Annotated in this window: 14 protein-coding genes; 13 read left to right on the top strand and 1 reads right to left on the bottom strand. The window is 37.2% G+C overall.

Translation table 11 applies throughout. The annotated features are described in order from the left end of the window. Position 1: 1 nt before the first annotated feature. The 10 genes from hisA to CD003_RS17180 all read left to right on the top strand — a co-directional run bounded on the left by hisA (position 2) and on the right by CD003_RS17180 (position 8,987). On the top strand, positions 2 to 745 hold the full coding sequence (gene hisA / locus CD003_RS17135) for a 1-(5-phosphoribosyl)-5-[(5-phosphoribosylamino)methylideneamino]imidazole-4-carboxamide isomerase (RefSeq protein ID WP_096202471.1): 744 nt from the start codon (positions 2 to 4) through the stop codon (positions 743 to 745). Next, positions 735 to 1,493 (top strand): imidazole glycerol phosphate synthase subunit HisF, encoded by a 759-nt coding sequence (gene hisF / locus CD003_RS17140; protein WP_096202472.1) that lies wholly within the window; start codon positions 735 to 737, stop codon positions 1,491 to 1,493. The genes hisA and hisF overlap by 11 nt, the downstream gene beginning before the upstream one ends. Beyond that, positions 1,490 to 2,134, top strand: a complete 645-nt coding sequence (gene hisIE, locus CD003_RS17145) for a bifunctional phosphoribosyl-AMP cyclohydrolase/phosphoribosyl-ATP diphosphatase HisIE (RefSeq protein ID WP_096202473.1) — start codon at positions 1,490 to 1,492, stop codon at positions 2,132 to 2,134. Before hisF ends, hisIE begins: the two co-directional genes overlap by 4 nt. A gap of 284 nt (positions 2,135 to 2,418) precedes the next feature. Next, positions 2,419 to 3,450, top strand: coding sequence for a tetratricopeptide repeat protein (locus tag CD003_RS17150; RefSeq protein WP_096202474.1), 1,032 nt, complete (start codon positions 2,419 to 2,421; stop codon positions 3,448 to 3,450). 119 nt (positions 3,451 to 3,569) lie between these two features. Next, positions 3,570 to 4,502: a thioredoxin-disulfide reductase gene (gene trxB, locus CD003_RS17155; RefSeq protein ID WP_096202475.1), complete on the top strand. Its 933-nt coding sequence runs from the start codon at positions 3,570 to 3,572 to the stop codon at positions 4,500 to 4,502. A gap of 528 nt (positions 4,503 to 5,030) precedes the next feature. After that, on the top strand, positions 5,031 to 5,495 hold the full coding sequence (locus CD003_RS17160; protein WP_096202476.1) for an NUDIX hydrolase: 465 nt from the start codon (positions 5,031 to 5,033) through the stop codon (positions 5,493 to 5,495). 292 nt (positions 5,496 to 5,787) lie between these two features. Continuing rightward, on the top strand, positions 5,788 to 6,684 hold the full coding sequence (gene rapZ / locus CD003_RS17165; RefSeq protein WP_096202477.1) for an RNase adapter RapZ: 897 nt from the start codon (positions 5,788 to 5,790) through the stop codon (positions 6,682 to 6,684). After that, positions 6,681 to 7,625, top strand: coding sequence for a gluconeogenesis factor YvcK family protein (locus CD003_RS17170; RefSeq protein ID WP_096202478.1), 945 nt, complete (start codon positions 6,681 to 6,683; stop codon positions 7,623 to 7,625). Before rapZ ends, CD003_RS17170 begins: the two co-directional genes overlap by 4 nt. 73 nt (positions 7,626 to 7,698) lie before the next feature. Beyond that, a complete protein-coding gene (gene whiA, locus CD003_RS17175) occupies positions 7,699 to 8,643 on the top strand; it encodes a DNA-binding protein WhiA (RefSeq protein WP_096202479.1) in 945 nt (314 codons plus the stop codon). A gap of 89 nt (positions 8,644 to 8,732) precedes the next feature. Next, the gene (locus tag CD003_RS17180) at positions 8,733 to 8,987 is read left to right on the top strand and encodes an HPr family phosphocarrier protein (RefSeq protein WP_096202480.1); all 255 of its coding nucleotides are present in this window, start codon (positions 8,733 to 8,735) and stop codon (positions 8,985 to 8,987) included. 331 nt (positions 8,988 to 9,318) lie between these two features. Here CD003_RS17180 and clpP read toward each other — a convergent pair whose 3' ends face one another. After that, positions 9,319 to 9,906: an ATP-dependent Clp endopeptidase proteolytic subunit ClpP gene (clpP, locus tag CD003_RS17185; RefSeq protein WP_096202481.1), complete on the bottom strand. Its 588-nt coding sequence runs from the start codon at positions 9,904 to 9,906 to the stop codon at positions 9,319 to 9,321. A 391-nt stretch (positions 9,907 to 10,297) separates the two neighbouring features. Between clpP and CD003_RS17190 the strand changes: the two genes are divergently transcribed. The 3 genes from CD003_RS17190 (at position 10,298) to CD003_RS17200 (ending at position 12,341) form a co-directional block, all read left to right on the top strand. Next, positions 10,298 to 10,579 (top strand): amphi-Trp domain-containing protein, encoded by a 282-nt coding sequence (locus CD003_RS17190; RefSeq protein WP_096202482.1) that lies wholly within the window; start codon positions 10,298 to 10,300, stop codon positions 10,577 to 10,579. Positions 10,580 to 10,743: 164 nt separating this feature from the next. Continuing rightward, a complete protein-coding gene (gene rpoN / locus CD003_RS17195; RefSeq protein ID WP_257008374.1) occupies positions 10,744 to 12,078 on the top strand; it encodes an RNA polymerase factor sigma-54 in 1,335 nt (444 codons plus the stop codon). Positions 12,079 to 12,095: 17 nt separating this feature from the next. Beyond that, the gene (locus CD003_RS17200) at positions 12,096 to 12,341 is read left to right on the top strand and encodes a glutaredoxin family protein (RefSeq protein ID WP_096202834.1); all 246 of its coding nucleotides are present in this window, start codon (positions 12,096 to 12,098) and stop codon (positions 12,339 to 12,341) included. Positions 12,342 to 12,462 lie beyond the last annotated feature (121 nt).

Consider the following 12,462-nt stretch of genomic DNA (forward strand, 5'->3'; position numbering starts at 1 on the left):
AATGAGTTCTTTTATTATATATCCAGCAATTGATATGCGTAACGGGAAATGTGTACGGCTAGTTCAAGGGGATTACAATCAAGAAACGATTTATGGAGATTCGCCTTTTGAGATGGCAAAGCAATTTGCTGAAGATGGTGCTGAATGGATTCATATGGTTGACTTAGACGGAGCAAAAGAGAAAAAGCGTGTCAATCATGAGTTTGTTGTACGTGTCGCAAAGGAACTTGATGCCAAGGTACAAATTGGTGGGGGAATCCGTACAGCTGAGGATGTAGCTTACTATTTGGACAATGGTGTAGACCGAGTAATCTTAGGAAGTGTCGCTGTAAATGCTCCGGACTTCACAAAGGAAATGCTTCAAAAGTATGGAGAAAAAATTGCAATTGGCCTAGATGCTCGTGATGGCTACGTTGCCACAGAAGGCTGGTTAGAAACATCAAAGGTGAAAGCGACTGATCTTGCTAAAGAAATGGCAAGCTACGGTGCGGAAGTGTTTATTTTTACTGATATTTCTCGTGATGGCATGCTTTCTGGACCGAATACGGAAGCAATTGCAGCTCTTGCTGAAGCAACAGGGAAAGAGGTTATTGCATCAGGTGGTGTGAGTAGCCTAGCTGATTTAACTGAGCTTCGTGCTGAGAAGAGTAAAGGTGTAGCAGGGGCTATCGTTGGGAAAGCACTGTACACAAATCAATTTACGTTAAAAGAAGCGCTAAGAGAGGGGAACGAAGATGCTAACTAAACGAATTATCCCTTGCTTAGACGTAAAAGAAGGACGAGTAGTAAAAGGGGTTCAATTTGTAGATTTACGCGATGCTGGGGATCCTGTTGAACTTGCTGCTTTCTATGACGAGCAAGGAGCGGATGAGCTAGTTTTCTTAGATATTTCTGCCTCGCATGAAGGAAGAGAAACGATGGTAGAGGTCGTAGAAGAGGTAGCTGGTAAACTAGCAATTCCTTTTACAGTTGGTGGCGGTATTAATTCTTTAGCTGATATGAAGCGAGTATTACGTGCTGGTGCAGATAAAGTATCCTTGAATACAGCAGCTGTGAAACGTCCTGAATTAATCACAGAAGGGTCAGATTATTTCGGTTCACAATGTATTGTTGTAGCAATAGATGCAAAGTACGATGAGGAGCTTGGCTCTTGGCGTATTTACACTCATGGAGGTCGTACACCAACTGAGTGGGAAGTAACGGATTGGGCGAAAGAGGCAGTTCGTCGTGGTGCAGGTGAAATTCTATTAACGAGTATGGACCAAGACGGGGCGAAAAATGGCTTTAATATCGCTTTAACAAAGGCAGTGAACGAAGCTGTGACTGTTCCTGTAATTGCTTCAGGTGGTGCAGGGGCAAAAGAGCACTTTTACGATGTCTTTACAGAGGCAAAAGCAGATGCAGCATTAGCAGCGTCTATCTTTCATTATAAAGAAACGTCAGTGGCAGAAGTAAAAGCAGACTTAAAAGAAAAAGGGGTTGAAGTACGATGAGCAATGTCCAAATCAAATTTGATGAAAAGGGTCTTGTTCCAGCGATCGTTCAAGATGCAGTAAGTAAAGAAGTATTAACTCTTGCTTACATGAATGAAGATTCCCTACAAAAGTCGATTGAAACGAAAGAAACATGGTTTTATAGTCGTTCACGCCAAGAGCTATGGCACAAAGGAGCAACATCGGGAAACACACAAACGATCATTGATATGAAATATGATTGTGATTCAGATGCAATTGTTGTTCTTGTCGTGCCAGAAGGTCCTGCTTGCCATAAAGGTGTATATAGCTGTTTTGACGAATCATTACTTGGAAATGAGACTAAGTCAATGAGTAATCGTTTTGAGATTATTAACGAGCTTGAACAAACGATTGCCCAACGTGAAGCAGAGCGCCCAGAAGGTGCGTACACTACATATTTATTTGAAAAAGGTGTAGATAAAATCCTTAAAAAAGTTGGCGAAGAGGCTAGTGAAGTCATTATTGCAGCCAAAAACCGTGATAAGGAAGAATTGAAGTGGGAAACTGCTGATCTTCTTTACCATCTATTAGTATTACTTCGAGAGCAAAAGTTACCATTAGATGATGTACTTGCTGTGCTAGAGGAAAGACACAGTTCGAAGGGTAATGACAATGGTTAATGGTTAATGGTTAATGGTTAATTGCGAATTGCTAATAGCGAATTGCAAATTGCAAAATAGAAAACGGAAGCTGAACCTTTGTTCTGCCTCCGTTTTTTAATACAATCAAAACAAACGATCATTAATTAACAATTAAAATTCATAACTCATAACTCAAAATTCAACTTCCCTTTTGGTTTGTAAAATCTTAAATGACAAAATTACTAAATCCATATTTCAACGAAGGAAAAGTGTAGTATACTTGCATTAATAATGATCTAAGTGATGGAGGTACAATTTGTTAGATGGATTTTGAGAGGCACAACAAGAGAGAGAAACTAGGAAGGATTATTCCCTTTTACCAAAATGGTGAGTTCTATTTTAACAAGGGTCTAATTGCATATCAAAAAAAGCAGGTACCAAAGGCTGTTAAGCTAATGGAAACAGCAATTAAGCTGAGTGAGGACGAACCGATGTTCCATTGTCAGCTTGCTGCTGTGTTAAGTGAATTAGGACAATACGAGCGTTCGAATGAAATCCTACAGTATGTACTAGATGAGCTAGACTCAAGTATGGATGAATGTTATTTTTTTATGGCAAATAACTTTGCTTATTTAGGGCTATTTGATAAGGCAGAAGAATCCGCAAAGAAATATATGAGCATTAGTCCTGACGGGGAATTTTCTCACGATTCAGATGATCTTCTTGATTTACTTAAATTTGAAAAAGAAGATGATGATTTAGATGAGGAAGAGGACTTAATTATTGAATATGATTATATATGCCGACTGGTAGAAACGGAAAAGTACGAGCTAGCTATTAAGAGGCTGGAAACGATGATGAACGAGTATCCTACGTTTTGGCCTGCATATAATCATCTATCGACTGTATTATTTGATATTGGACGGAAAGAAGAAGCATTACAGTTGTGTAAAGAGGTACTTGAAAAAGATAAAGGTAACCTAATTGCTCGTTGCAATTTAGCCCAATTTTATTATAAAAATGGTCAAAAAGACGAGGCGGATTCAATGATTCGCTTGCTTATTTGTGTGCTCCCAATCGACTTTGATCATCGCTTTAAAGTGGCGTCAACTCTTTGTATGGTAGGTTATTACGCGGAGGCTCATAAATTATTGCTTCAATTGGAAAAGCGGTTTTATGGACAAAAACCAAGCTTCTTTCGTTGTCTTGCTGTTGCTGCATATCATAATGGTGATATGAAGAAGGCTTTTGCGAGTTGGAAGATCGCTGGTGATTTAGGTGATGGTAAGGCAAAAGAAATACTAACAAAAGAAGAAAATCACTTGCTGACAGAAGCAGATGTATTTTATGACTAATCCCAATCATATGCTGAGCAAATAATTAGACATCATGATAGCGATTCTTTAGGATAGAAAATGGATAGTATATAAAAAGTACGTAAATCGTATCGGTTAGATGTTAGGAGATGTTAATTATGAGTGAAGAAAAAGTATATGACGTTATAATAGCAGGTGCAGGTCCAGCAGGAATGACTGCTGCAGTTTATACGTCACGTGGTAACTTAAGTACAGTCATGCTTGAGCGTGGGGTTCCTGGGGGACAAATGGCAAACACAGAAGAAGTGGAAAACTACCCAGGGTTTGACCATATTTTAGGACCGGAACTATCAACGAAAATGTTCGAACATGCGAAGAAATTCGGTGCTGAATATGCATATGGAGATATTAAAGAAATCGTTGATGAAGGCGAATATAAGCTAATTAAAGCAGGTAGTAAAGAATACAAAGCTCGTGCTGTTATTGTTGCTACAGGTGCAGAATATAAAAAGATTGGTGTACCAGGTGAAAAAGAATTAAGTGGTCGAGGTGTTTCTTACTGCGCTGTTTGTGACGGAGCTTTCTTTAAAAATAAGGAATTAGTCGTAATTGGCGGAGGAGATTCAGCTGTTGAGGAAGCGGTATACCTTACTCGATTTGCTTCAAAAGTAACGATTGTCCACCGTCGTGAAGAATTACGTGCACAAAAAATACTACAAGACCGTGCTTTCAATAATGACAAGGTTGAATTCATCTGGAACCATGTCGTAAAAGAAATTAATGAAAAAGACGGAAAAGTAGGTAGTGTAACTCTAGAAAGTACGGAAAATGGAGAACAACGAGAGTTTGAAACTGACGGTGTTTTTGTTTACATCGGAATGCTTCCATTAAATGAATCTGTTAAAGGCCTCGGGATTACAAATGCTGAAGGTTATGTTGAAACAAACCAAGAGATGGAAACAAAAGTCCCAGGAATCTTTGCAGCAGGAGACATTCGTGAAAAGTCACTACGTCAAATCGTAACTGCAACAGGCGATGGCAGTATTGCAGCTCAAAATGTTCAACATTATATAGAGAGCTTGGAAAAGTAATTATGAATTCTAATTTATGAGTTATGAATTGGCTAAAAGCGGTTGAACTTTGTTCATCCGCTTTTAGAAATTAATTCATAATCGATAACTCATAATTCATAATTAAATTAACATTTCCGTAACTCCATCTTAACTCCTTTGTAACAGTCATGAAATAAAAAAAGGGTAGGATATAGTTAAGTAATTGACCCCCTTTTTTATATATTTACCTTTTGCACGAGCATAGGCTCGTGCCTTTTTTATGCACTCAATATGTTTCGAAAGCATGAAATGGTTTCGTGGCTCTAGTTTCAAAAATCTCCCACACTCTTACAAGAAATTCCCATAGGCTATAATCTATGGCTTCTGTATAATTTAAAGGGTTGTTTGTCCTCTGTTTTTTAGTTTGTGAAACTGTTTTCACTATAGTTTGTATTGAGAAGTATTTTGTTTAGCGTGCGCTCTGATTGTTAGCTTTAAGAAATGGTAGTATACTAACATTAGACGATAACGTGTAAAAATAGCTGTTATGAAACTGAGGTGATGTTGGTGCAAAGAGTAACGAACTGCATTTTAATGAATGAAGATAAAATCTTAATGTTACAAAAGCCACGTCGAGGCTGGTGGGTTGCCCCCGGCGGAAAGATGGAGCCTGGTGAATCGGTGAAAGAATCAGTGAAACGAGAATATCGAGAAGAAACAGGGTTAATGATACAAAATCCTGAAATAAAAGGGATATTTACGATTGTCATGATAGAGGATGACAAAATAGTCTCTGAATGGATGATGTTTACCTTTGTTGCTCGTGATTACGAAGGTAACTTATTGGAACAATCTCCAGAAGGCGATTTAGAATGGAAGAACATAGATGATGTATTAGGATTACGAATGGCAGAGGGAGATAAGTTTATTTTCAAGCACATAATTGACAGCAAAGAACCTCTTCTAGGAACATTCCATTACACACCAGACTTCAAACTATTATCATATAGATTAGAACCAAACGTGGGTTGAGGAGAATTATAAATGCTGAGTGATGAGTTATTAATTAAGAGAGTAATTACGAATGTAGAATTGCAAATGGCAAATTTCGAATAGTTAACAACGCTTTCTAGGTTGGCATATATTTTTCGTGGCAAAGCCACGAAAAATTAGCAATTAGCAATTAGCAATTAGCAATTAGCAATTAGCAATTAGCAATTAGCAATTAGCAATTAGCAATTAGCAATTAGCAATTAGCAATTAGCAATTAGCAATTCATAACTCATAATTCATAACTCATAATTAAAAAACCGGGGGGATTATTTTGACGGACCTTCATGAAGATATTCAAATTGTCATTATCACTGGAATGAGTGGGGCAGGTAAGACAGTGGCGGTTCAGAGCTTTGAAGATTTAGGTTATTTCTGTGTTGATAATCTACCGCCTGCATTAATTCCTAAGTTTGTCGATTTGATTGAAAACTCAGGAGGAAAAATGAACAAGGTGGCTCTCGTCATAGACTTAAGAGGACGTGAGTTTTTTGATCATCTATTTGAGGCAATCGACTCAATTAGTAACTCTTCGAATATAAGTGTGAAGCCACAAATTTTATTTTTAGATGCAAAGGATGCTAAGCTTGTTCAAAGGTACAAGGAAACTCGTCGATCTCATCCTCTTGCTTCGAAAGGGCTTCCGTTAGATGGTATTAAATTAGAGAGAGAGATTCTTGAAGATATTAAAGGGCGTGCACAGCAAATTATTGATACGACTGACTTAAAGCCGATCCAATTACGTGAACGCTTAATTCAACGCTTCTCTTCGGAAGAAAAGCATCCATTTTCAGTAAATATTATGTCCTTTGGCTTTAAATATGGGATTCCAATTGATGCTGATTTAGTGTTTGATGTACGCTTCTTACCAAATCCTCACTATATTGACCATATGAGACCAAAAACGGGACTAGATGAAGAGGTTTCTTCTTACGTATTAAAGTGGACTGAAACACAGCAGTTTATTGAAAAGCTATCAGGGCTTTTACAATACATGCTTCCTCAATATAAGCGAGAGGGTAAGAGCCAGCTTGTAATTGGAATTGGTTGTACTGGTGGTAAACACCGTTCCGTTACACTTGCAGAATACTACGGTGATATTTTTGCAGAGGATTATAAGGTTCATGTCAGTCATCGAGATATTGAGAAAGGAAAGGGAACAGCTCAGTGAAGAAAAAAAATGTTGTCGTTATTGGGGGAGGAACAGGCCTCTCTGTTATTTTACGAGGCTTAAAAACCTTTCCTGTTGATATAACTGCGATTGTCACTGTAGCTGATGATGGGGGGAGCTCAGGGCGATTACGCCAAGAATTAAATATACCGCCCCCTGGCGATGTTCGCAATGTATTAGTCGCGCTTTCTGAAGTAGAGCCATTAGTAGAGCAGTTGTTCCAACATCGGTTCGAAAATGGGAATGGATTATCTGGGCACTCGTTAGGTAATTTATTGCTAGCAGGTATGACATCAATAACAGGAGATTTTGCTAGAGGAATCTCTGAAATAAGCCGTGTACTTAATGTGAGAGGGAAAGTGTTACCAGCTGCGAATCGAAGCATCGTTCTCCATGCTGAAATGACAGATGGAACAATTGTTAGTGGCGAATCGCAAATTCCGTTAGCTAAGAAAAAGATTAAAAGAGTATTTCTAACTCCTGAAAAAATTACCCCATTGCAAGAGAGTCTTAAGGCTATAGAAAAAGCTGATTTGATAGTTATAGGACCTGGAAGTCTCTACACAAGTGTCCTTCCTAATTTACTTGTACCTGGAATCTCAGAAGAGGTAAAGAAGGCAAAGGCTAAGAAAGTGTATATATGTAATGTTATGACTCAACAGGGAGAAACGGATGATTATCGTGCGTCTGACCATGTACAGTCATTAGTGAAGCATTGTGGTGAAGATTTACTGGACTATGTCATTGTTAATAAACAAAAAGTTCCTCATGATATGCTAAAACGTTATGCTTTAGAAGGGGCAGAACCTGTTGTGTATGACGAAGATAATTTATCAAAAATGAAATTATCCATTATGAACGATCAATTTATACAGTATCGTGATTCCGTACTACGACATGATGCTATGAAGGTATCACAAGCACTTATTTCGTTAGTGTAAGATAATGGTTATAGCTCTGCGTCCTTTTCGGTGACGCTTAAACAATTGGATAAAGAAAAAAGGGGTGAGGCTAATGTCGTTTGCTGCAAAGACAAAGAAGGAGCTCACTCAAACTGAAGTGAATGATTGCTGTGCAAAGGCAGAATTAGCTGCATTAATTAGAATGAATGGTTCGTTATCCTTCGGGAATGGTAAGCTAGGCTTAGATATCACAACCGAAAATGCTGCCATTGCACGAAGGATATACGTTTTAATAAAGAAGCTCTATAAAGAAATTCACATAGAACTATTAGTTAGAAAAAAGATGAGATTAAAGAAAAATAATGTCTATTTGGTGAGAATTTCACAGGAAGCTCGCAATTTATTATCAAAATTAGGTATTATAGGTGAAGGATTTACATTTATAAGAAATATCTCTGAAACAATAGTTCAAGATCATTGCTGTAGGCGCGCTTACTTGCGTGGAGCATTTCTTGCAGGAGGCTCAATCAACCATCCAGAGACATCATCTTATCATCTAGAAGTCTTCTCTCTTTACGAAGAGCACAACCAGGCTCTATGCGAACTAATGAATGAGTTTCAGCTCAATGCGAAAACATTAGAGCGTAAGAAGGGATTTATTACGTATATTAAAGAAAGTGAAAAAATCACAGAATTTTTAAATATTATAGGTGCACATCAAGCGTTGCTCTATTTTGAAGATGTTCGTATTATGAAGGATATGAGAAACTCGGTTAATCGTTTAGTTAATTGTGAAACCGCTAACTTAAACAAGACAGTCGGGGCTGCACTTAGACAAGTGGAAAATATTCGCTTTGTTGAGAAGTATTTTGGCTTAGAACGGTTGCCTGATAAATTACGAGAAATAGCTGAACTTCGAGTGCAACATCAAGATGTTACACTTAAGGAGCTAGGTGAGATGGTGGCAAGTGGTAAGGTTAGCAAATCAGGTGTGAACCATCGACTGCGTAAAATTGATGAAATAGCAGAAAGAATTCGATCTGGTGAGAGTATATAGTAAGTGTAAAACCTATTGATGAGGTTCAAATATGATCCTTTTTACTGAAAAGGTGAGTAAAGTAAGTAGTGTAGAATGGAGGGTTAAGCATGATTGAAAAACAAGTAGAAGTTAAATTGAAAACAGGTCTACAAGCGCGTCCTGCAGCTATGTTTGTACAGGAAGCGAGTCGCTTTAGATCGGATATATTTATTGAAAAAGATAACAAAAAGGTCAATGCGAAAAGCATAATGGGAATAATGAGTCTTGCGTTAGGCGTAGGCACAGAGTTCAATCTAGTCATTGAAGGTAATGATGAAGAGGAAGCAATGGAAGCGCTAGTTACGTTTCTAGAAAAAGTATAATGTATCGAAAAGAACCGCTTGGATTTTGCAAAATCCTATGCGGTTCTTTTTGTCTTGTTCAGTGTGCCGGAATGAGTTTAGACGGACTCTGAGTCTGCTATATATGTAAAAATAGATGTTTTGTTGAAGGGAACGGACAAAGGGTCCGTTATAATCTAATAGGAGAGTTATTTTTAAGGATTTTTCTAAGAATAAAGGAACTGTTGACCGGTACATCACGAAAGTTGAATGTTTCTTGGAAATAAAGGAACCGCTGTCCGTTTGTCTACAAGGTACTGCATAATTCAATTCAAATAAAAAAAGCCGAACAAAGTCGGCTTATAAGTAAATATTATTTTTTCGTTGGTTCGATAACAGCGTCAATAAGTCCATATTCTTTTGCTTTTGCAGCAGACATGAAGTTATCACGGTCTGTATCACGCTGGATAACCTCAAGTGGTTGACCAGTACGATCAGCTAAGATTTGGTTTAGCGTTCCACGCATTTCAATGATACGTCTAGCATGGATCTCAATATCAGATGCTTGACCTTGAGTACCACCTAATGGTTGGTGAATCATTACTTCACTATTTGGAAGTGCAAAACGTTTTCCTGGCTCACCAGCTGCTAGTAGGAATGCACCCATAGAAGCTGCCATACCGATACAAATTGTTGATACCTTTGGCTTGATGTGCTGCATTGTATCGTAAATTGCCATACCAGCCGTTATTGATCCACCAGGGCTGTTTATATAGAATGAAATATCCTTCTCAGGATCCTCAGCTGCAAGGAATAGTAACTGAGCAACAATCGAGTTTGCTACGTTGTCGTCTACACCAGAACCTAACATGATAATTCTGTCTTTTAGAAGACGAGAGTAAATATCATAGGCACGTTCCCCGCGGTTCGTTTGTTCAATGACTGTTGGAATTAAATTCATAATTTAGTCCTCCTTTAATTTGGGTTATTTCTCTTATGTACATCATACCTCGATGGTCAAAATAGGTCAAATAATTTACCTTTTGATAAGTTTATCACCAAAAAAAGTAACAAAAAATAACCTACTCTATAATACTATTTCTCTGTTTTCTTTTTAATCCCTCTAACATGTTATCCGAAATCTCTGCATTTCAAACTTTTCGAGGGAAATAATAAGAATTAAATGAAAACAGTAAATTAAAAACTTCTATAAGATACCACTGTTGCAAACGTTTATCAAATTTTAGTGCATCTTAACAGCTTGTAATTCTTAGTTTATGTGGTAATTTAACAAAAATTAATTATAATGGAGAAAAGTAGCTTTTTTAAAATTACTATAGAGGTGAAATTTAATGAACGAACAAAATCCATTAGTAACAAATACACTAATTAAGTATAAAGAAAAACAGTCAATAGAAGAGCTTGCAAATTTCCTTGAAACAATCGCGAAAAAGTTAAAAGAAAATAAAGAATTTACGTTAGTTCAAAATGGGGAAGAAGTTACGGTTCAACCAAGCGCTATGGTAAAAACTGAAATCGAATATACTCAAAAGGGTGACAAGCATTCCTTTGAATTTGAGTTTGACTGGGTTGAAGGAGAAGCGAGAAACGATGGTAAGATGGAGATAAAATAATGTGACAAATCCTTCTTGGAAGGATCTTGTCCTTTACAGGTACTTGAAAGTTTCTTTACAATAATAACTAAGTAGAAGAATGTAGACAGGGATTGTTTCGTATGTATTAAAGTAAGCGTTTACATTACCGCAGCCGCGTATATTTATAAAAGGGGAGATTTAGTATGAAAATGGATTTTGGCTTATATCAACAGCAAACAACAAGCCTTTATATGACGCAACAATTACGCCAAGCCATTTCGTTATTGCAGCTCTCTACACTAGATTTAGTTACATTTGTTAAGGAACAGGCGATTGAAAATCCTCTTATTGAATTAAACGATGAGATGCCTCAAGAGAGTGGTACAACAGTTATTGATAGAGAGGAAATAAGTCAGGATGCGAGACCCTATGAAGGGGACATTCAACCGTCACCCTTTGATTTTATCTGTAATGGTAGAATTGGTTTAACGGAGCACCTTATAAACCAGATTCGATTATTACCATTAAAGAAAAAGGAAATTCCGTTCGTAGAGTATATTGCTTTAAGTGTTTCAGATGATGGGTATATACATCGAACAGTAGAAGAGTTGGCAGAGGAATTACATTTATCAGTTGAGGAAACAGAGAAGTGTTTGGGAATTATACAATCTCTAGAACCAGTAGGTGTGGGCTCACGCAATTTACAAGAGTGTTTGTTAATTCAATTAAGGCATCGGGAGGAAAGAAACTTTCTAACAGAAATCATTGTTGAAGACTATTTAGATTTATTAGCGGAGAAAAGGTGGAAAGAAATTTCAAAAAGTTTATCCGTTACAATGCATGAGATACAAGAGGTATACGATGAAATTCAACAATTGGAACCGAGGCCTGGTTCCAATTTTGGAAATGAACCGACGAAATTTATTATTCCTGATGTGTCAATTGAACTTGTAGAAGGTGAGCTTATTGTCATAGTTAATGACGATTACTTACCGACGATTTCAATGAGTCGAGAGTATCGCCATATGTTAAAGGGGAAGGGAAAAACTGAGGAAGTTCAATTTGTGAAGGATAAGTATGAGCATATGCAATGGCTTGTAAAGAGTATTCAGCAACGTCAACAAACACTTTATCGAGTGACGCAAGCGATTGTAAAACACCAGCGTGAATTTTTCTTTCATGGCGCAGAATCATTAAAGCCGATGACTTTAAAGCAAATTGCTGAAGAACTTGATATTCATGAATCTACTGTTAGTCGTACGACGACAAATAAGTATGCTCAAACACCTCGAGGATTGCTAGAGCTCAAATATTTCTTTAGTAGTAGCCTTGCAAATGAGGAGAAGTCTACTGTATTTATTAAAGAGTTAATTAAGGACATGGTAAGAGATGAAGATAAACGAAAGCCTTTATCGGACCAAAAGATTGTAAAGAAATTGCTTGAGGAGCAGAATATTCATATATCTCGTCGTGCTATTGCAAAATATCGAGAAGAGTTAAATATTCCATCGTCCTCAAAAAGAAAAAGGTTTGAATAACGGAGGAAAAAGTGAAAATACTAACAGTAACATTTTATTCAAAAGAAAATTGTTGTTTGTGTGATGAGGGTTTAGATATAGTTGAAGAACTACAAGAAGAATATCCATTAACAATAAATGTTGTTGATATTTATAAGGATGACGCTCTTCTGGAGAAATACCAAATCATGATTCCTGTCGTTGAAGTTGATGGAGAGGAAGTAGACTTTGGCATTTTGTCAAAAGAAAAAATAAGAAAACGTTTACTTTCGTTAATAGGTTAATTAACGCTTGTGCATTGATCATTTCCTTGATAAAATGAACTCGAAGATAAGGTAATGGTCTTTTTTTTCACCCTATCGGGACGAAAAATGTCACATAGGGACATTGTGTGACCCTATGTGA

The organism is Bacillus sp. FJAT-45350 (genome assembly GCF_002335805.1).
Classification (GTDB): domain Bacteria; phylum Bacillota; class Bacilli; order Bacillales; family NISU01; genus FJAT-45350.

Coding starts and splice junctions, on each gene's coding strand:
- hisA (WP_096202471.1), top strand. CDS start 2: ATGAGTTCTTTTATTATATATCCAGCAATTGATATGCGTAACGGGAAA.
- hisF (WP_096202472.1), top strand. CDS start 735: ATGCTAACTAAACGAATTATCCCTTGCTTAGACGTAAAAGAAGGACGA.
- hisIE (WP_096202473.1), top strand. CDS start 1,490: ATGAGCAATGTCCAAATCAAATTTGATGAAAAGGGTCTTGTTCCAGCG.
- CD003_RS17150 (WP_096202474.1), top strand. CDS start 2,419: ATGGATTTTGAGAGGCACAACAAGAGAGAGAAACTAGGAAGGATTATT.
- trxB (WP_096202475.1), top strand. CDS start 3,570: ATGAGTGAAGAAAAAGTATATGACGTTATAATAGCAGGTGCAGGTCCA.
- whiA (WP_096202479.1), top strand. CDS start 7,699: ATGTCGTTTGCTGCAAAGACAAAGAAGGAGCTCACTCAAACTGAAGTG.
- CD003_RS17180 (WP_096202480.1), top strand. CDS start 8,733: ATGATTGAAAAACAAGTAGAAGTTAAATTGAAAACAGGTCTACAAGCG.
- clpP (WP_096202481.1), bottom strand. CDS start 9,906: ATGAATTTAATTCCAACAGTCATTGAACAAACGAACCGCGGGGAACGT.
- CD003_RS17190 (WP_096202482.1), top strand. CDS start 10,298: ATGAACGAACAAAATCCATTAGTAACAAATACACTAATTAAGTATAAA.
- rpoN (WP_257008374.1), top strand. CDS start 10,744: ATGAAAATGGATTTTGGCTTATATCAACAGCAAACAACAAGCCTTTAT.